We start from the raw sequence: 18413 nt of genomic DNA, 5'->3' as shown, positions 1-18413 counted from the left end.
CATACTCGAGGTTTTATGCGTTTGGCAGTCCAGAGCGGCTCCCTTCGCCGGGTACCGAATACCAGGCATGTACCCGTTGCTGACTGCCGCCGGCGCCCACCCTAACCCCTAGCAGAGCCCAGGCGACGCAGGTAGAGCGCTACCGCCAAGGCCGCCGTGGTGCAGGCGAGCAGCATGGCCACCATGCCGGGCCAGCGTCCGGCGCTCCAGGCCAAACCGCCCAAGGTGCCGAGTACGCTGCTACCAAAGTAATAGCTGCACAGGTAGAGCGCGGCCGCCAGGGCGCGCCGGTCGCCGGCACGCTTGCCGACCCAGCTGCTGGCGGCGGTGTGGGTGGCGAAATAGCCGAAGGTGAAGATGCCCACGCCGGTGATCAGCACCGGCAGATGGTCGCTGACCGTCAGTGCCAGTCCGGCGGCCATCACCAGGGTCATGATCCACAGCACGTTGTGCCGGCCGATGCGGTCGGCAAGCCGTCCGGCCCAGGCGGAGGCGAAGGTACCCACCAGGTAGAGCAGGAAGACGGCGCCGATTGCGCTCTGCCCCAGCCCGAAGGGCGGCTCGTGCAGCCGGAAGCCCAGGTAGTTATAGAGCCCGACGAAAGCACCCATGATCACGAAGGCGGTCAGGAACAACCATGGCAGGCCGGCGTCGCGGTAAATCGCCACCACGTCGCCCAGGATGCGCCGCGGCGTGGCCGGACGCGGCTGGAAGTGGCGGGAAGCCGGCAGCCAGCGCCAGAAAGCCAGCGCTGCCGCGATCCCGAGCACACCCAGCACCCCGAGCGCGATCCGCCAGTGGGTGAAGTCGGTCAGCAATGCGGCCAGAAAGCGCCCGCTCATGCCGCCGAGCGCGTTGCCGGCAATGTAAAGCCCCATGGCACGGCCTTGCGCGCCGGCTTCGATTTCTTCGCCCAGCCAGGCCATGGCTGCAGCCGGCAGGCCGGCCAGGGCCAGGCCGAGCAGGGCGCGCAGCACCAGCAACTGGTCGAAGTTGCCGACAAAGGCTGCGGCCAGCGCAAGCACGGCCGCTACGGTCAGCGCCACGTTCATCACCCGGCTGCGCCCGTAACGGTCGGACAGCACGCTGGCGGGGATCAGCGCCAGCGCCAAGGCGCCGGTGCCGGCCGATACCGACAGGCTGGCGTGCGCCGGACTGACCGCGAATTCGCTGGACAACAGGGGCAGAATCGGCTGGGTGCCGTACAGCATGGCAAACGTGGCAAAGCCGCCGACGAACAGCGCCAGATTGGCACGCCGGTAAGCGGCGCTGCCCGCTTGCAGGCGGGCGGCTGGCGCATCGAGGGGGGCTTGTTGCGACGCAGGGGGTAGATCGACTGGAGCGGTGCGGGACATGGCGCTGATCCTATGTTGTGGCTCAGCATCCAGTCCAATATATTCGACGATCTGTATTGATACGTTTGGTAGATCAATGGAGCTGCGTCACCTGCGTTACTTCGTTGCCGTGGCGGAAACCTTGAGCTTTACCCGCGCGGCGCAGCGTTTGCATATCGGTCAGCCGCCTTTGTCGATGCAAATCCGCGACTTGGAAGCGGAGCTGGGGGCGCGGCTGTTCGAGCGCTCGCGGCGCAAGGTGGCGCTCACCGAGGCCGGGCGGCGTTTCCTGGAGCACGCCCGGGCCATCCTGGCGCGTGCCGCCCACGCGGCCGAAGATGCGCGCCGTGCCGCGGCCGGTGAGCTGGGCGAGCTGCGGGTGGGTTTTACCTCGTCGCTGCCTTACACCGAGATCATGCCCGACGTGCTTTCGGCTTTTCGGCGCCGTTATCCCGAAGTCCGCCTGCAACTGCGCGAACTATTCACTACCGCGCAATTTGCCGCGCTGGCCGAAGGCGAGCTGGATGTGGGCCTGGTGCGGGTGGGCGCGGATGCACCGCCTTCTGGCATAGCGCTGCGCGAGCTGGCGCGCGAGCCGTTGCTTCTGGTCATGCCCGCCGCGCACCGGCTGGCGCAGCGCGCAGCCTTGAGTTTTGCCGAATTGGCGGGGGAGGAATTCATCACCTTTCCGCCGGGTACCGGCACTGGACTGCCGGATAAATTGGAGCAACTGGCGCGTGCGGCCGGCTTTGCCCCCCGGATTGTGCAGACCGCCCGCGAAGCCACCACCCAGATCGGCCTGGTGGCCGCCGGCCTGGGCTTGGCGCTGCTGCCTGCGCCGCTGGCCTGTGTGCGCATTCCGCGGGTGCGCTATCTGCGTCTGACCGATGCCGGCGCCGACTTTCCGTTGTCGGTGGCTTGGCCGGACGGTGAGCCGCCAGCGGTCACCGTGCGTTTTCTGGCGGTGTTGGACGAGGTGTTGCAAAGCCGCGCGCCGTATCCAGAACTGGGGTAGGATGGGCGCTCGATTACCGTAAGGAGCGGCACCGCGATGGCCTGCATTGAAGTGACCAGCGAGAATTTTGAGCAAATCATCAACGACAACCCGATCGTGTTCCTGGATTTCTGGGCCACTTGGTGCGGGCCGTGCAAGAGCTTCGGCCCGGTTTTCGAGGCTGCCGCCGAGGCTAACCCGGACATCGTTTTCGGCAAGATCGACACCGACGCGCAGCAGGAGCTGGCTTCGGTGTTCGGCATCCGCTCGGTGCCCACGCTGGCGGTGATCCGCGAGCGCATCATGGTGTTCCGCGAATCCGGCGCGATTCCCGCCAACGCTCTGCAGCACATCGTAGACGGCGCGCGCCAGCTCGACATGGACGAGGTGCGCGCCGAGATCGCCGCACAACAGGCCGGGCAGCAGCAGGACTGAGCACTACGCTGCGGCGCAGCTTGCAGGCGCTGCGGTTTTGCCGCATCGTTCCGTCTAGCAGGATAACGACAAAAACCATGACGGGAGGAGACAGCGTCCCTCGGGTGCGCAGGCGCGCGCCCTGAATCGGCCACGACCCGTCCGGGGCCGGTTTGCTGGCAGGGAGGCTAAATGGCGTTCTCTTTTGGCAAGGCCGGATTGCGCGGCGACTTGTTCGGCGGACTCACCGCCGGGGTGGTGGCGCTGCCGCTGGCGCTGGCCTTTGGCGTCGCCTCCGGCGCGGGCGCGGCCGCCGGGCTGTATGGCGCGATTGCGCTCGGTCTGGTGGCTGCGCTGTGTGGCGGCACACGGATGCAGATTTCCGGTCCCACCGGGCCAATGACCGTGGTGTTCGCCTCCACGCTGGTGGCGGTCGGCGGCGATTTGGCGTTAGCCATGGCGGCGGTGCTGATCGGCGGCTTGGGGCAGGTCCTGCTCGGCGCGGTCAAGGCCGGCGCCTTGGTGCGCTTTATTCCCTATCCGGTGGTGTCCGGCTTCATGAGCGGCATCGGGGTGATCATCATTTTGCTGCAGATCGCGCCGTTGGTGGGCGCGCAGCCCCAGTCCGCGCCGCTCAAGGCGGCGCTGGCGTTGCCGGCCACGCTGGCGGCGGTCAACGGCCAGGCGCTACTGCTGGGCATCCTTACCCTGATCGTCGTTTTTGGCATGCCGATGCGGATCAGCCGTATCGTGCCGGCGCCGCTGGTGGCGCTGATCGCGATGACTCTGTTGTCGGTAGGCGCGGGTTTCCAGGTGCCGGTGATCGGCGAAATTCCGCTGGGCCTGCCGGAGCTGGTAGTGCCGCAATTTTCCATGGATAGCTGGACGACCGTGTTGGTGCTGGGCGCGACCTTGGCGGTGCTGGGCAGCATCGACAGCCTGCTGACTTCGCTGGTGGCCGACTCGATCACCCGCACCCGCCACGACCCCAACCGCGAACTGCTCGGCCAGGGCTTGGGCAACATGCTGTGCGCGTTCGTCGGTGGCTTGCCGGGGGCGGGGGCGACCATGCGTACCGTGGTCAATATCAAGGCCGGCGGCAGCGGACGGCTGTCGGGCGTGGTGCATGCACTGTTTTTGCTCGCCATGCTGTTGGGTGCGGCGCCCTTGGCCGAACAGATCCCGTTGGCCGTGCTGGCTGGCATTCTCATCAAGGTGGGTGCGGATATCCTCGACTATCGCCTGCTCAGGCTGGTGCGTACCGCGCCGCGCAGCGATCTTTCGGTCATGACCGTGGTATTCGTGCTGACGGTGTTCGTGGACCTGATCGTCGCGGTCGGCGCCGGGGTGGTGTTGTCGATGGGTTTGATCATCCACCAGCTGATCGGTCAGGCGAGCTTCAAGGTATGGCCCGAGGACGAAGCGGCCGTGCCCACGGCCGGCCCCGGTAGCACGATGCGCGATCGCGTGCGGGTGTTGGAGGTGGCGGGACCGTTTTTCTTCGGCTCCACCAGCCGCTTGCTGGATCGGGTCGATCAGGTGCTGGGCACCCGAGCGGTGGTTTTCGATTGCAGCCGGGTGCCGTTCATGGATTTGTCCGCGGTATTTGCCTTGGAGGAAATGATCGAGGGTTTGCAGGCGCAAGGCATTGCGGCTTTCGTTGTGGTGCCGCCGGCCATCCGCGCGCAGTTGGCGGCGCTGCGGGCACCGAATCTGCCGGCGGACATTCTTTTCGACGACTATGCGCAAGCCAAGGCTGCTGCGCGTGCAGTGGCCGATGGCGCGCCAGGGCGCTCGCAAACCTAGTCGGGATAGCGCCGGATTGGGGCGCTGGCTTCGCGCCAGGCGGTCTCGTCGTCGTGGGCCAGCGCTTCCAGATCGCCCGGTTCGGCGGCCGCATCGTCCACCCATTCGCGCAGTAGCGGGCTGCCGTTGATCAAGTCGATCGCCAGGCGATCATGTTCGTACTCGTAGGGAAAGTCGCGCCACAGCGGGTAGTCCGGCGCCAGCCGGCGCAGCGCCTTGAAGGCCAAGGCCATCAGCCGCCAGGGGCGGAAGGCGGCGTGGTCATAGGCGCCGTCCTCCACATGGATGTGCACGCCGTTGCACAGTTTGCCGGCGTGCTTGTGGAAGGTGGGCTCGAACCAGCATTCGCGCAGCCGGCAGCCGGCCAACCACTGCGGGGCCAGGGCGTGCATCTCGGCCATCAGCGCGCGGGCGTCGAGGTCCGGCGCGCCGAATAGCTCCAGCGGGCGGGTGGTGCCGCGCCCTTCCGACAGCGTGGTGCCTTCCAGCATCACGGTGCCGGCGTAGCAGCGTGCCATCCACAGGTTGGGCGCGTTCGGGCTGGGGTTCACCCAGGTCCGCTCGCCCAGCGGCCAGCCGTGGCCGGGGGCGGCGTCCGGCTGCCAGCCGGCCATGGCAATCACCTGCAGGTCCACGTCCAGTTTGAGTTCGGCAACGAACCAGTGGGCGAGTTCGCCCATGGTGAGGCCGTGGCGCATCGGCAAGGGGCCGGCGCCCACGAAGCTCTCCCAGCCCGGGCGCAAGAGCGTGCCTTCCACCGGCCGACCGGCCGGGTTGGGGCGGTCGAGCACCCACACCGACTTGCCGTGGCGGGCGGCAGCCTCCAGCACGTAGCGCAGCGTGGTGATGAAGGTGTAGATGCGGCAGCCCAGGTCCTGCAGGTCGACCAGCAGCACATCGAAGCTGGACATCATTGCGTCGGTGGGGCGGCGCACTTCGCCGTAGAGGCTGAACACCGGGATGCCATGCCGTGGATCGACGAAATCCGGCGATTCGATCATGTTGTCCTGCTTGTCGCCGCGCAGGCCGTGCTGGGGGCCGAAGGCGGCGGTGAGGTGCAGGTCGGGCAGGGCGGCGAGGGCGTCGAGCGCATGGGTCAGGTCCGCGGTGACCGAGGCCGGATGGGCGAGCAGGGCAACACGGCGGCCGGCTAGCGGGCGGCGCAAGGCGGAGTCGGCGATCAAACGATCCAGGCCAAAAAGGGTGCGAGTCATGGTCGAGCGCTTCCGGAAAGCGGTGCAAGGGCCAGCGCGAAGCTACGCCGGTGGTGGAAATCGGGGCGTTCAGCGGGGTGGCACAGCGCCCAGTACTGCAACGTGCCGTCGCGCGCTTCGCAGACCGCGCTGAGACCGAGCATGAGCAGGCGGCCGGGCGGGGCCGCCGGCAACAGCCGCGCCGGCAGGGTGGCGTGCAGACTCAGCAGGCCGGGGGTGGCGACGGTGTCGATGACGGGCGCGGGCAGGGCGTCGGGCAGGGCGGCGCGCTGGCGGTAGGCGCTGAACGCGTAGCTGGCCCACTGGCCCGATGGCGAGAAGTTGTATTCCCGGTAGCCCGCTTCGCCCGCCACCGTGACGAAAGCCTCACAGCAGGTGTGTGCCCACAGACCGTCGGCCGGCTCAGGGGGCTGCGGCGCCGGGATCAGCAAGTTGCCGTCGTGTGCCAGCGCAAAAGACAAACGCAGGCCGCCTTCGGCGTGGTGGTCGAGGTCGACGGTGAGCGCCTGCACCGGCCCCGCCGGGCTGGTGGGATGCGGGCGTAGGGTGAGGCGCGCGGGCAGGCGGACCGGCATGGAGCATGAACTGGCGGAAAAGGCGCCAATGTTAGCGCCCCGCAGGGGGCGCAGGCGACAGTCCGGTGCGCGGCTTTCAGGCAAGGCGGCGCCCGCGATGCCCGAAACACCGCGGCGCTAACGCTCAGTGGTTGAGAATCTGCCCCAGGAAGGTTTTGGTGCGCTCGTTTTGCGGATTGGCGAAGAACGTCTCCGGCGGGGCCTGTTCGATGATCTCGCCACGGTCCATGAAGATCACCCGGTCGGCCACGGTCCGGGCAAAGCCCATCTCGTGGGTGACGCACAGCATGGTCATGCCGCTGTCGGCAAGCTGGATCATGGTATCGAGCACCTCCTTGACCATCTCGGGGTCGAGCGCCGAAGTCGGCTCGTCGAACAGCATGATTTTTGGCTTCATGCACAGCGCGCGGGCAATGGCCACGCGCTGCTGCTGGCCGCCGGACAACTGACCGGGGTACTTGTGGGCCTGCTCTGGAATGCGCACCCGGGCAAGGTATTCCATGGCGATTTCTTCGGCTTCACGTTTGGGCATGTTGCGTACCCACATCGGCGCCAATGTGCAGTTTTGCAGCACGGTCAGATGAGGAAAGAGATTGAAGTGCTGGAACACCATGCCGACTTCGCGGCGGATGGCCTCGATGTGCTTGAGGTCGGAGGTCAGCTCCACCCCATCGACCACGATTCTGCCTGTCTGGTGTTCTTCCAGCCGGTTGATGCAGCGGATGGTGGTGGACTTACCCGAACCCGACGGCCCGCACAGTACGATGCGCTCGCCTTGGCGTACCGAGAGGTTGATGTCCTTCAGGACATGGAACTCCCCATACCATTTATTGACCCCCTGAAGCTCGATCATGATTTTTTCGCCCAGGGTGTGCTTGTGTGTATTGTCAGTCATCTGCGGCCTGTTCCTATCGTTTGTGCCCGGTAGCGAGGCGGCGCTCCAGCCGCATCGAGTAGCGCGACATACCGAAGCAGAAGATCCAATACACCACCGCGGCAAAGACATAGCCTTCGGTGGCAAAGCCCAGCCAGGCCGGGTCTACGGTGGCCTGATGGATGCTGTTGAAAAGATCGAACAGCCCGATGATGATCACCAGGCTGGTGTCTTTGAACAGCGCAATAAAGGTGTTGACGATGCCGGGAATCACCAGCTTGAGCGCCTGCGGCAGAATCACCAGGCCCATCATGCGCCAGTAGCCCAGGCCGAGCGCGCCGGCCGCTTCGTACTGCCCTTTGGGGATGGCTTGCAGGCCGCCGCGCACCACTTCGGCAATGTAAGCGGCTTCGAACAGGGTGACTGCGATCAGCGCGCGCAGCAGCTTGTCGATGCTGATCTGTTCGGGCAGGAACAACGGCAGCATCACCGAGGACATGAACAGCACGGTAATCAGCGGCACGCCGCGCCAAAATTCGATGAAGGTCACGCAGATCACCCGAATCGCCGGCATGTGCGAGCGCCGCCCCAGCGCCAGCAGAATGCCCAGCGGCATCGCGCCGGCAATGCCGACCACGGCGATCACCAGGGTCAGCATCAAACCGCCCCACTGGCTGGTTTCGACGATTTGCAGGCCGAAGCCGCCATAGAGCAACCAAAACGCCAGCCAGGGGTAGACCAATAGATAAGCGATGGCATAGAGCCAACGCTTGGGCATGGCGCGCAAAAAGATCGGCACTGCGCCCAAGACCCCGCTCAGCACGGTGAGATCCACCCGCCAGCGCAGTTCGCTTGGATAAAAGCCATACATGAACTGCGCAAAGCGGTTCTGGATGAACACCCAGCAGGCCCCGCCCGCGCTGCAGTCTTCGCGGGTACTGCCGCGCCAGGTGGCGTCCAAGAAAGCCCATTCGATTATCGGCGGTACGGTGAGCCAGATCAGGTAGAGGGCGAGGAAGGTCAGCGCGGTGTTGAACCAGTTGGAAAACAGGTGTTCGCGCAACCAACCCAGCACACCGATCGACATGCTCGGCGGCGGCAGATCGGGTTTGAAGCGATGTGTGGTCGTGCTCATCGGTTCAGCGCTCCACCAGCGCGATGCGCTTGTTGTACCAGTTCATCAGTAGCGAAATGCTCAGACTGATGGCCAGATAGACCGACATGGTGATGGCGATGGTCTCGATGGCCTGGCCGGTTTGGTTGAGTACCGTGCCGGCGAACACCGATACCAAGTCCGGGTAGCCGATGGCAGCGGCCAGCGAGGAGTTCTTGACCAGGTTGAGGTACTGGCTGGTCAGTGGCGGAACGATCACCCGCATGGCCTGCGGAATGATCACCAGGCGCAGGATCAGCCCCGGACGCAGGCCGAGCGAACGCGCCGCCTCGGTCTGCCCGTGGCTTACCGCCTGGATGCCGGCGCGCACGATTTCGGCAATGAAGGCCGCGGTATAAATCGACAGCGCCAGCGTGATGGCCACCAACTCGGGAATCACCACCCAGCCGCCGCGAAAATTGAAGCCGGCCAGTTGCGGCACTTCCCAGGTAAACGGCGCACCGCCGATCAAGCTCGCCAGCACGGGCAGCACGATGACCAGCGCCAGACAGGCAAAAAACACCGGAAAGCGCTGGCCGGTGGCTTCCCGGCGCGCACGCGCCCAGCGCGCCAGCGCTACCGCGCCTGCCACGGCCAGTGCCAGCGCAGCGATGAAGAACCAGAAGCCTTCGGCGATGGTGGGCGCGGGCAGGTAGAGGCCGCGGATGTTGAGAAAAATGGCCTCACCCAGCGCATGGCTGTTGCGCGGTGGTGGCATGGCGCGCAGTACTGCGAAATACCAGAAAAAAATCTGCAGCAGCGGCGGGATGTTACGGAAAATCTCGATATACACCGCAGCCAGCCGGCTGATCAGCCAGTTGGGCGACAGGCGCGCCACACCGATGACAAAACCGATCAGCGTGGCGATGACGATGCCCAGCGCCGACACCAGCAGCGTGTTCAGCAAACCGACCAGGAAGACACGGCCATAGGTGTCGCCCTCCGAGTAGTCGATCAGCGATTGCAGGATGCCAAAGCCGGCGGGGTTGTCGAGAAAGGCGAAACCCGAAGTAATGCCGCGTTGGGCCAGATTGCTCTGGGTGTTGTGAAACAAATACCAGCCCACGGCCACCACCGTGATGACCGCAAGAACCTGGAAGGTCCAGGCGCGCACCTTCGGGTCGGTCACCAAGGAGCCGCGCACCGACGGCCCGGTTACCGGATTGTGCATGGACAGACTCTGTGGAAGTTTTTTGAGGGGCAATGAAGGCCACCGCCCGCGGGCGGTGGCCTGACCGGGTGCTTAGCGGACCGGCGGCGAATACTGCAGGCCGCCCTTGTTCCACAGGGCGTTCAGGCCGCGGGCGATTTTCAGCTCGCTGCCCATGTCGACGTTACGTTCGAACATTTCGCCGTAATTGCCCACCTGCTTGATGATCTTGACCGCCCAGTCCTTGGGCAAGCCCAGATCTTTGCCGTACTCGCCTTCGGCGCCGAGCAGGCGGCGCACATCCGGATTTTGGGAGGTCTTGGCCAGATCTTCGACGTTGGCCGAGGTGACCCCCAGTTCTTCGGCGTGAATCTGGGCGAACAGCGCCCAGCGCACGATCTTGAACCACTCGTCGTCACCTTGGCGCACCGACGGCCCCAGCGGCTCCTTGGAGATCACTTCCGGCAGCACCACGTAGCTTTCCGGGTCGGCCAGTTTGATGCGCTGCGCGTAGAGCTGCGACTGGTCAGAGGTCAGCACATCGCAACGGCCGGCTTCCAGCGCCTTCACGGTCTCGTCGGACTTGTCATAGGTGATCGGGGTGTACTTCATGCCGTTGGCGCGAAAATAATCGGACAGGTTCAGTTCGGTGGTGGTGCCGGCCTGAATGCACACCGCAGCGCCGTCGAGCTCTTTGGCGCTTTTGACGCCCAGCTTTTTGTTCACCAAAAAGCCCTGGCCATCGTAGTAAGTCACACCGGTAAAGCTGATGCCCATGCCGCCGTCGCGCGAACTGGTCCAGGTGGTGTTGCGCGACAGCATGTCGACTTCGCCGGATTGCAGCGCAGTGAAGCGCTCCTTGGCGGTCAGCGGGGTATAGCGGACCTTGTTGGCGTCACCGAACACCGCGGCCGCGACCGCACGGCAGACATCGACGTCGATGCCGCGGTAGGCGCCCTTGGAATCGGTGTAAGAAAAGCCGGGCAGACCGTCACTGACCCCGCACTGCACGAAGCCTTTTTTCTTTACCGCGTCCAAGGTGGTGCCGGCATGCGCCTGGGCAGTCAGGCCGACTGCGGCGATGGCCACCGCAGTGGCCAGGGTGGTGCGAAAAATTTTCATCGGACCTCTCCAAGTGTGATCGACAGCAATGGAAGAACGCACCGCGAATGACGGACGGGTTGTCCTCCACGGCCGGAAAACCAGCGATCATGTTCGACCGCCAAGCCTGCGGGAACCCAGTATTTCCCCGAAAACCAGCGTGTGCAATGGCTTTAGGGAAATCCCTGATCGTTCCTGCGTGCTGCCCGGGGTCAGCCAGGCGGCGTGGTTAAAGCAGATTGCATGCCATGCTTTTGCGGTGCGGGAAAAGCCCGCGCATCCCAGGTATTCAAGCGCGTCGCACCGTATCGGCACCCCCAGATGCACCGTGCAGGTGCCCGATGTTGCAATTGCGCACGGATTTGTGACGCTTCCGGCCCGCTTTGCGCGACTGTCTCAAAAATGCAAAAGGCCGTGCGGGTTGCCCCGCACGGCCCTTGCTGCGCGCCTTGTTGCAGGCGACACGATAAGGCGTTACTTCATGTCGGCGATTGCTTCAAAGGTGCTGCCGCTCACTTTGAACAACGCATAGGCGCCCGGCACGTCGCCGGCCTTGTCGAACTCATGATCGCCGGCGGCCCCTTTGTAATCGATGTCCTTGCCTTCACCGATCAGCTTCTTCGCCTTGGCCCACTCGCCCGGCAGAATCGGCTCGCCCGGCGCGGCGGCCACGGCGCGCAGCGATTCGCTGAGCTTGGCCTTGTCGCCGCCGGCCTTTTCGATTGCCAGCGCCATCAGGAAGGCTGCGTCATAGGAGGTGGCCGCAAAGGTGGCGTTGGGGTCGCCACCGGCAGCGCGGAAAGCCGTCGCGAAGGCGTCGAAGGCCGCACCGGCTTCGCCGCGCGGGGCCGACACATGGAAGGTTTTGAGATTGTCCGCGCCCAGGGTTTTGACCATGGCCTCGTCGCGCATGCCGTCGGCCCCCACATAGTTCTTGAAGAAGCCGTTTTCGATCGCTTGGCGCAGCAGCGTCAGGCCGGCGCTGTTGCCGTAGTGAAAGAGCACCAGGGTATCGGCCCCACCCTTGGCCAGTTCGGCCAGGTCGGAGCGGTAGGACGCCTTGCTGTCCTCCTGTCCGGCATAACCGGCGACTTTGCCGCCGGCTTTCTCGAACTCGTCTTTGAAGGCTTCGGCCAGGCCCTTGCCATAGTCGTTGTTCACATAGGCCACGGCCACCTTGGTCACGCCGCGCGCCTTGAGCGTGCGGGCCAGGGCCCGACCCTGAAAGTCGTCAGACGGCACGGTGCGGAACACTAGGTCTTTGTCGGCCAATTCGGTGATTTTGGGCGAGGTGCCCGAGGAGGTGATGGTCAGCACGCCGGCCGGCACGGTCACCGAGCCCGCGGCGGCCAGCACGGCGCCGGAGCAGGCCGGGCCGACGATACCGATGGCACGCGAGACGTTGACCGCTTTGGTGGCGGCGTCGGTGGCGTTTTGCGGGTTGCAGGCCGAATCGCCGACGATTGCATTGATCTTGCCGCCGGCCACGCCGCCATGCTCATTGACTTGATTGACCGCGAGTTTCATCGCGTCGATCATGGCCGGGGCCATGCCGGCGATCGGGCCGGTGAGCCCGCCGAGCAAGCCCACGGTGACATCGGCCATGGCCGGTGCGGTGAAAGTGGTGCCGACCAGTGCAACTGCGGCGGCAAGACGCTTTGCGTTTTTCATATCGTGTGTCTCCTAGGTGCTTTAACAGGCCGTTGAAAAACTACTGCGGTGGGCCATCTGCGGCGTTGCGCGGTGCTCGCTTCCTCGCCTATCTATTTGATATGTCTCGGTCGCTGCGCTCCGTGCGCCTTGCATCTGGCCCACCGCAGTAGTTTTTCAACGGCCTGTTAACTGCAGTTGAAAGCGGTGAAGCGAACAGCTCCTGCGCAGGCGCTGCAGGCGCCTATCCTACCTTGAATGCATGAGCCGGTGGCGTTGAGCGTCGCTCAGCCTTGCCCAGCCGGCCGGTTGCCGCGTGAGGCCGGCTCCTCGGGCAGGAGACCTTCCGGGCGGAAGCGCAGCACCAGTTGCAGCATCAGACCGACCACGAACACCCGCACATACTTGGCCTGGGTGGCCATTTCGGCCGGCAGGCGATCGGTGAGCAGTTCGGAAGCCGACCAGATGATCCAGATCAGCGCCGCGCCCAGGATGGCGCCGCGGTTGTTGCCCGAGCCGCCCAGGATCAACATGATCCAGATCAGGAAGGTGGCGATCATCGGATCGATGGCCTCGGGGGTGATGCTGCGGTTGAAATGCACGAACAGCGCGCCGGCCAGGCCCATGATCGCCGAACCGAAGACGAAGGCTTCCAGGCGGCGCGCTGCCACATCCTTGCCCATGGCCGCGGCGGCAAACTCATTGTCGCGGATGGCTTTCATCATCCGCCCCCAGGGGGCACGCAGCTGGCGCTCCACCGCCCAATAGATTGCCGCTAACACCAGCGCCACCAGTACCAGGTAGGCGGCCTGCGAAGCCACATAGTCGAGCTCGCCAAACGGGCGGGGAACGCCGGTGATGCCACGTGGGCCGCCGGTCAGCCAGTCCTCGCTCTTGATCACCAGGCGGATGATTTCGGCCACGCCGATGGTGGCAATTGCCAGGTAGTCCGAGCGCAGGCGCAGGCAGATGCGGCCGATCGGCCAGGCAATCGCGCCGGCGGCTACCATGGCCCCGACCCAACCGAGCAGCACGGGCAGCTCGAAACCGCCCAGACGGTCGCCCGCTGGGGCACCGGTAAGAATGGCGGACACATACGCGCCGACGGCGAAGAACCCTGCCACCCCGGCGTTGAACAGACCGGTGAAACCCCAATGGATGTTGAGCGCCAGCGCCAGCAGGGCGTAGATGCCGATGAGCACGCCCATGAACAGGGCGTAGTTGAGCAGGCCGGAAAATTCCATGGTCAGAGCACCTTACCTTTGAACAGGCCGCTGGGCCGCAGCAGCAGAATGGCCAGAAGGATGGCAAAGGCGGTGGCCGACTTGTACTGGCTGGGCACCACCAGCACTGACAGCTCCTCGGCCAGGCCAACGATCAAGCCGCCGACCACCGCGCCTTCGATGCGGCCCACACCGCCGAGGATGGCCGCGGCGAACATCGGCAGCAGCATGTTCCAGCCCATCATCGAATTGAGTTCGGTGTTGATCCCGAGCATGAAGCCGGAGGCCGCGGTCAGTGCGCCGACGATGGCCCAGGTGAGCATGGTGACCTTGCGGTTGTCCACGCCGGACAGGCGGGCCAAGTCGGGGTTGTCGGACATCGCCCGCATCGCCTTGCCCCAGCGCGTGTAGTGCAAGAAGGCCATCAGGCCGGTGACCGTGATCACCACGGTGACCAGGGTGTAAATCTCACGCGGGCGCAGCAGCACGCCGGCAAAGGATTCCGGGCGCACGATGCCGCGGCTGTAGGTTTGCGGATCGACGCCCCAGACTACCTGCACCACCGAGCGGATCATCAGCGCAATGCCCAGCGAAGCCATCACAGTCAGAATCTTCGGGCGCTTGACCAGGTAGTCGTAGAAGGTGCGATCGATGGCGATCGCCACCGCGGCGGTGACCGCCATCACCAGCGGCAGCGCGGTCCACGGGTCCATGCCGGTGCCGACGAAGGCGAGCGCGACGAAGGCGCCAAACGTGGCCATGTCGCCATGGGCGAAGTGGGCAAAGCGCAGAATGCTGAACACCAGCGTGATGCCGATGGCGCCGACCGCATAGATGGCGCCGAGCACGATGCCCGGCACCAAATAGAAATTGATGAAATCCAGAAAGTCCATGTAAAGGGTCCTGTCAGCCGCCGAGGAACATCTCGGCCACTTCCCGGTCGGCGAGCAGCGCCTTGCCGGTGCCTTCGTGGCGGTTGGCGCCGGTGGCCAGCACATAGCCACGGTCGCAGAAGGCCAGCGCCTGCTTGGCGTGCTGTTCCACCAGCAGAATGGAGACACCGGCGTCGCGCACGTCGCGGGTGATTTGGAAGATCTGTTCCATGTATTTGGGCGACAGGCCCGCGGTGGGCTCATCGAGCAGCAGTAGCTTGGGCTCGAGCATCAACGCGCGGCCCATGGCCACCATTTGGCGCTGACCGCCGGACAGGTTGCCGGCCAGATCCTTGCGCTTGGCCTTCAGATCGGGGAACAGCGTGTAGATGCGGTCATAGGCGGCCGACAGATCGCCGCGGCGCAGAAAAGCGCCCATCTCCAGGTTTTCCTGCACCGTCATCTCGCGGAACACGTTGTCGACCTGCGGCACATAGCAGATGCCGCGTTGCACGATGCGGTTGGGCGCCCAACCGGTGATGTCGTCACCGTCGAAGACGATACGGCCGCCGCGCACGTTGACCAGGCCGAACACCGCTTTCATTGCGGTGGATTTACCGGCGCCGTTGGGGCCGACGATGACCACGATTTCTTTTTCCGCCACGGTGATCGACACCCCCTGCAGGATGTCGGCGTCGCCGTAGCCGCCGCGCACATCGCGCATGTCGAGCAGGGCCATTACAAATCCTCCTTGTGCAGCTCCTGCTCGCGCAGCGCTTCGACTTTCGGGTCGTGTTCGAATTCGTTGCGCACGATGGCCGTCGGGCTTTCGCCCAAGTATGCCTCGAGCACCCGTGGATCGCTGCGCACGGTGTGAAAGTCGCCTTGAATCAGCACCTTGCCTTCGGCCATACAGACCACCGGCGAGCACAGCTTTTCGATCATCTCCATGTCGTGCTCGATGAGGATGAAGGTGTAGCCGCGCTCGCGGTTGAGGATGAGGATTTTTTCTTCCAGCTTGCGTAGCAAGGTGCGATTGACCCCGGCGGCCGGTTCGTCGAGCAGCACCAGCTTGGCGTCGGTCATCATGGTGCGGCCTAGTTCCAGCAATTTTTTCTGCCCGCCCGACAGGTTGCCGGCGCGCTCATGGGCCACATGGCTCAGTTCCAGAAAAGCCAGCGTTTCTTCGGCTTTACGGCGGGTTTCTTCTTCGGCGCGACAGACCTTGCCCCAGGCCAGCCAGTTGGCGAAAAGACGCTCGCCCGGCTGCCGCGGCGGCACCATCATCAGGTTTTCCAGCGCGCTGAGCCGGTGGAACTCATGCGGGATCTGGAAGGTGCGCACCAGACCTTTGTGGAACAGGGCGTCGGTCGACAGTGGGGTGACGTCTTCGCCGAGAAAGCGGATGGTGCCCGCAGTCGGTTGCAGCGCGCCGGCGATGAGGTTGAATAGCGTGGTTTTGCCGGCGCCATTGGGGCCGATCAGGCCGAGGATTTCGCCTTTGTTGACCCGCAGCGAACAGCCATCGACTGCGCGAAAGCCGCCAAAGGCCTTGACTAGGCCGTCCAGTTCTAACATGTCTTTCCCTAAAGGTTGCGTGCAGCGCTGGCGCACGCATCGCGTACTGTCCGCGGGTTCGCGAGCGACCGCGGGGGCTGGTTAGATGTTGTTACACCTTTGGGACGCGGAGATTACCGTAACGCCGGGGTGCGGGAAAGTCGGGGTGAACCGCAAGGGCGGCGCCGGCGGCGTTCAGGCACCTTCGACCAAGGCGGCTGCCGCCTGTGGCGAAGCAGCCGCCGTGGCAATGCTTTCCGTGACCGCGGCCAGAAAGTCCCGCCCCCAGCGATCGATGTCGTTGTGTTCGATGACGTCGAACAGCCCGCGCAAACGCGCTTGGGCTTCGGCGCGGTTCATGGCGATGCCCAGATAAAGTTTGTCGCGTAGATCGCTCGGGTCATGCGGGTTGGTCAGCACCGCGCCGTGCAGCTCGGCTGCCGCACCGGCGAACTCGGACAGCACCAACACCCCGTGCCCTTGGGTGAGTCCCTGCACGGCCACATATTCTTTGGCCACCAGATTGAGGCCGTCGCGCAGCGGGGTGATCCACATCACATCGGCCATGGCGTACCAGGCCACCAGCGTTTCAAAGGGCAGGGCGCGGAAGAAAAATTGCACCGGCGTCCAGCCCACCCGCGAAAAGCGCCCGTTGATGCGCCCAACGGCCTGCTCGATCTGGGTCTGCAGCTCGTCGTAGACGGTCATTTCGCGGGCCGCGGGCACGCACACGGTCAGTAGCGACACTTTGCCCTGCAGCTCGGGATGGGCGTCCAGCAAGGCTTCGAAGGCGAGCAGCTTTTCCAGCGTGCCCTTGGTGTAATCGAGTCGTTCGACCGACAGCACCACGCGCTGGCCGGCCAGCTCATGGCGCAGCGCGGACATGCGCGCAGCGGTCTGGGGGTCGGCGAGCGCCCGCCTGACCCGTTCCAGGTCCAGTCCGACCGGATGGGCGCCCAAACCGATGCGCCGGCCATGGACCTCGATCGCAGCGGTCACCTCCTCCAGGCCCACGGCGCAACCGTAGGTGAGAAAACGCGGCGCGCAGCTTCGGGTTTCGAGCACCTTGAGCGGCGCCACGCCGCGCACCACATCGACGAAGTTTTCCGCCTGGCGGGGAATGTGAAAACCCACATAGTCGCACTGCAACAGGCTGCCGATGATCTCGCGCCGCCAGGGCAGTACGTTGAACACATCGGCCGAGGGGAAATAGGTGTGGTGGAAGAAAGCGATCTTCAGATCCGGGCGCAGCTCGCGCAAAAAGGCCGGCACCATCCACAGGTTGTAGTCATGCACCCAAACCACCGCACCGTCGGCGGCTTCGGCCGCGGTACGCTCGGCAAACAGGCGGTTGACCTTGAGGAACACCGTCCAGTCCTCGTCGCGGAACACCGCGCGTTCCCAAAAAGTGTGCAGCGTGGGCCAGAAGGCTTCCTTGGAAAAGCGTTTGTAGAACACATCCACGTCGTGCTTGGTGAGCGCCACACGGGCGGCTACGAGATTGGGGAAGCGCGTGCGGTCGACATCGGTGTGGGTCTCGAAGGCAATGGCCTTCTTGGGGTCGTGGATGGACCACGCTACCCAGGCGCCGCGCCGGCCGCCGGCAAAAAAGCCCAGCAGCGTGGGGATGATGCCATTGGGCGAAGCGGGCGGGCGGCGCACCAGGCGACCGTCTTCGAACGCTTCCTCATAAGGCAGGCGGTGATAGACCATGACCAGTTCAGAGCGTCCCTTGGCGTCGATCTCGCGCAATTCGGCATCGACCCCGTGCGGGCCGAGAAAACCGAAGTGGCCGATGGCCTCCAGGATGCCGCCGCAGCCCGTGTGGCGCGAATGCAGCACGCGGGCGCGGTCGCGGGTGGCCTCCAGCAGCGCCGGTTCGGATTCGCCCACGCACACGCCCTTGAAGCCGGCCTCGTACATGGAGAGGTCGTTGAGCGTGTCGCCGGCCACCAGTACTTCGTCCGGATGCACGCCCAGGTGGGCGACCAGCCCGTGCAGGGTGCTGCCCTTGTTGACCCCGCGCGGCAGGATGTCGAGGTACATGTCGGCCGAGTACAGCACGTCGCAGCCGAGCTCGTCGGCAATGCGGCGAATCTCGTCGCTCACCGCATCGGCGCTGCAGAAATAAGAGCAGCGCCGTTGTTGCGGCACCTCCTGACGCTCCAGCGCGTCAAAGCGCGCCATGGCGTCGGCTACCGCGCGCTCGCCCGGCCAGCGCGCTTCGATTTCGGTTTGCAAGGGCTGCACCGGTTGCAGGCTGCGGCCGTCGACCACGGTGGCGCCGACGTCGCAAATGAGATAGTCCGGTTTCGGGATGGTGGGATCGGCAAGAACCGGCAGCACCGACTCCAGGCCGCGTCCGGTGACGAATACCAGCTTGATCTGTGGATGTGCGCTAATCAATGCGTACAGGCGTTGGCGATTGTCCGGATCGCCGGCCAGGAAAGTTCCGTCCAGATCGGTGGCAAGCAACATGTGCGTTTCTCCTTGAAG

General features: G+C 64.8%; 16 protein-coding genes. 3 read left to right on the top strand and 13 right to left on the bottom strand.

The features are described from left to right. Positions 1–101: 101 nt before the first annotated feature. Positions 102–1241 carry an MFS transporter gene (locus tag DIE29_RS14175; protein ID WP_102043328.1) on the bottom strand — a complete coding sequence of 380 codons (1140 nt, stop codon included), beginning with the start codon at positions 1239–1241 and terminating at the stop codon, positions 102–104. Between the two features lie 190 nt (positions 1242–1431). On the opposite strand from DIE29_RS14175, the gene DIE29_RS14170 reads away from it, so the two are divergent. The 3 genes from DIE29_RS14170 (at position 1432) to DIE29_RS14160 (ending at position 4548) form a co-directional block, all read left to right on the top strand. Next, complete coding sequence (locus DIE29_RS14170) at positions 1432–2349, top strand: LysR substrate-binding domain-containing protein (RefSeq protein ID WP_102042944.1); 918 nt, start codon at positions 1432–1434, stop codon at positions 2347–2349. Positions 2350–2385: 36 nt separating this feature from the next. Further along, the gene (locus tag DIE29_RS14165) at positions 2386–2763 is read left to right on the top strand and encodes a thioredoxin family protein (RefSeq protein ID WP_102042943.1); all 378 of its coding nucleotides are present in this window, start codon (positions 2386–2388) and stop codon (positions 2761–2763) included. A 171-nt stretch (positions 2764–2934) separates the two neighbouring features. Beyond that, positions 2935–4548 carry a SulP family inorganic anion transporter gene (locus DIE29_RS14160; protein WP_102042942.1) on the top strand — a complete coding sequence of 538 codons (1614 nt, stop codon included), beginning with the start codon at positions 2935–2937 and terminating at the stop codon, positions 4546–4548. Here DIE29_RS14160 and DIE29_RS14155 read toward each other — a convergent pair. From DIE29_RS14155 to ggpS, 12 genes are all read right to left on the bottom strand, one after another. Beyond that, positions 4545–5762, bottom strand: a complete 1218-nt coding sequence (locus tag DIE29_RS14155) for an exo-beta-N-acetylmuramidase NamZ family protein (protein ID WP_102042941.1) — start codon at positions 5760–5762, stop codon at positions 4545–4547. The genes DIE29_RS14160 and DIE29_RS14155 overlap by 4 nt on opposite strands. Further along, positions 5759–6421, bottom strand: coding sequence for a DOMON-like domain-containing protein (locus DIE29_RS14150; protein ID WP_237269469.1), 663 nt, complete (start codon positions 6419–6421; stop codon positions 5759–5761). The genes DIE29_RS14155 and DIE29_RS14150 overlap by 4 nt, the downstream gene beginning before the upstream one ends. 40 nt (positions 6422–6461) lie before the next feature. Beyond that, positions 6462–7190, bottom strand: coding sequence for an amino acid ABC transporter ATP-binding protein (locus DIE29_RS14145; protein ID WP_102043327.1), 729 nt, complete (start codon positions 7188–7190; stop codon positions 6462–6464). A 55-nt stretch (positions 7191–7245) separates the two neighbouring features. Beyond that, positions 7246–8346 (bottom strand): amino acid ABC transporter permease, encoded by a 1101-nt coding sequence (locus tag DIE29_RS14140; protein ID WP_102042939.1) that lies wholly within the window; start codon positions 8344–8346, stop codon positions 7246–7248. A 4-nt stretch (positions 8347–8350) separates the two neighbouring features. Beyond that, positions 8351–9535: an amino acid ABC transporter permease gene (locus DIE29_RS14135; protein ID WP_102042938.1), complete on the bottom strand. Its 1185-nt coding sequence runs from the start codon at positions 9533–9535 to the stop codon at positions 8351–8353. Positions 9536–9607: 72 nt separating this feature from the next. Next, positions 9608–10636, bottom strand: a complete 1029-nt coding sequence (locus DIE29_RS14130) for an amino acid ABC transporter substrate-binding protein (protein ID WP_114650189.1) — start codon at positions 10634–10636, stop codon at positions 9608–9610. Positions 10637–11089: 453 nt separating this feature from the next. Next, complete coding sequence (locus tag DIE29_RS14125; protein ID WP_102042936.1) at positions 11090–12286, bottom strand: ABC transporter substrate-binding protein; 1197 nt, start codon at positions 12284–12286, stop codon at positions 11090–11092. A 266-nt stretch (positions 12287–12552) separates the two neighbouring features. Further along, positions 12553–13509, bottom strand: a complete 957-nt coding sequence (locus tag DIE29_RS14120) for a branched-chain amino acid ABC transporter permease (RefSeq protein WP_102042935.1) — start codon at positions 13507–13509, stop codon at positions 12553–12555. Between the two features lie 2 nt (positions 13510–13511). Beyond that, positions 13512–14381 (bottom strand): branched-chain amino acid ABC transporter permease, encoded by an 870-nt coding sequence (locus tag DIE29_RS14115; protein WP_114650188.1) that lies wholly within the window; start codon positions 14379–14381, stop codon positions 13512–13514. 13 nt (positions 14382–14394) lie between these two features. After that, positions 14395–15099 carry an ABC transporter ATP-binding protein gene (locus DIE29_RS14110; protein WP_102042933.1) on the bottom strand — a complete coding sequence of 235 codons (705 nt, stop codon included), beginning with the start codon at positions 15097–15099 and terminating at the stop codon, positions 14395–14397. Further along, on the bottom strand, positions 15099–15938 hold the full coding sequence (locus tag DIE29_RS14105; RefSeq protein WP_102042932.1) for an ABC transporter ATP-binding protein: 840 nt from the start codon (positions 15936–15938) through the stop codon (positions 15099–15101). Before DIE29_RS14105 ends, DIE29_RS14110 begins: the two co-directional genes overlap by 1 nt. A gap of 174 nt (positions 15939–16112) precedes the next feature. Further along, positions 16113–18395, bottom strand: a complete 2283-nt coding sequence (gene ggpS / locus DIE29_RS14100) for a glucosylglycerol-phosphate synthase (protein WP_114650187.1) — start codon at positions 18393–18395, stop codon at positions 16113–16115. Between the last annotated feature and the right edge of the window lie 18 nt (positions 18396–18413).

Source organism: Pseudothauera hydrothermalis, from assembly GCF_003345255.1.
Lineage (GTDB): Bacteria > Pseudomonadota > Gammaproteobacteria > Burkholderiales > Rhodocyclaceae > Pseudothauera > Pseudothauera hydrothermalis.
Note: the sequence above shows the minus strand (reverse complement) of the source record. Positions and strands in the feature narration are given on the sequence as shown.

Coding starts and splice junctions, on each gene's coding strand:
- DIE29_RS14105 (WP_102042932.1), bottom strand. CDS start 15,938: ATGTTAGAACTGGACGGCCTAGTCAAGGCCTTTGGCGGCTTTCGCGCA.
- DIE29_RS14160 (WP_102042942.1), top strand. CDS start 2,935: ATGGCGTTCTCTTTTGGCAAGGCCGGATTGCGCGGCGACTTGTTCGGC.
- DIE29_RS14115 (WP_114650188.1), bottom strand. CDS start 14,381: ATGGACTTTCTGGATTTCATCAATTTCTATTTGGTGCCGGGCATCGTG.
- ggpS (WP_114650187.1), bottom strand. CDS start 18,395: ATGTTGCTTGCCACCGATCTGGACGGAACTTTCCTGGCCGGCGATCCG.
- DIE29_RS14135 (WP_102042938.1), bottom strand. CDS start 9,535: ATGCACAATCCGGTAACCGGGCCGTCGGTGCGCGGCTCCTTGGTGACC.
- DIE29_RS14120 (WP_102042935.1), bottom strand. CDS start 13,509: ATGGAATTTTCCGGCCTGCTCAACTACGCCCTGTTCATGGGCGTGCTC.
- DIE29_RS14165 (WP_102042943.1), top strand. CDS start 2,386: ATGGCCTGCATTGAAGTGACCAGCGAGAATTTTGAGCAAATCATCAAC.
- DIE29_RS14130 (WP_114650189.1), bottom strand. CDS start 10,636: ATGAAAATTTTTCGCACCACCCTGGCCACTGCGGTGGCCATCGCCGCA.
- DIE29_RS14155 (WP_102042941.1), bottom strand. CDS start 5,762: ATGACTCGCACCCTTTTTGGCCTGGATCGTTTGATCGCCGACTCCGCC.
- DIE29_RS14125 (WP_102042936.1), bottom strand. CDS start 12,286: ATGAAAAACGCAAAGCGTCTTGCCGCCGCAGTTGCACTGGTCGGCACC.
- DIE29_RS14140 (WP_102042939.1), bottom strand. CDS start 8,346: ATGAGCACGACCACACATCGCTTCAAACCCGATCTGCCGCCGCCGAGC.
- DIE29_RS14170 (WP_102042944.1), top strand. CDS start 1,432: ATGGAGCTGCGTCACCTGCGTTACTTCGTTGCCGTGGCGGAAACCTTG.
- DIE29_RS14110 (WP_102042933.1), bottom strand. CDS start 15,099: ATGGCCCTGCTCGACATGCGCGATGTGCGCGGCGGCTACGGCGACGCC.
- DIE29_RS14145 (WP_102043327.1), bottom strand. CDS start 7,190: ATGATCGAGCTTCAGGGGGTCAATAAATGGTATGGGGAGTTCCATGTC.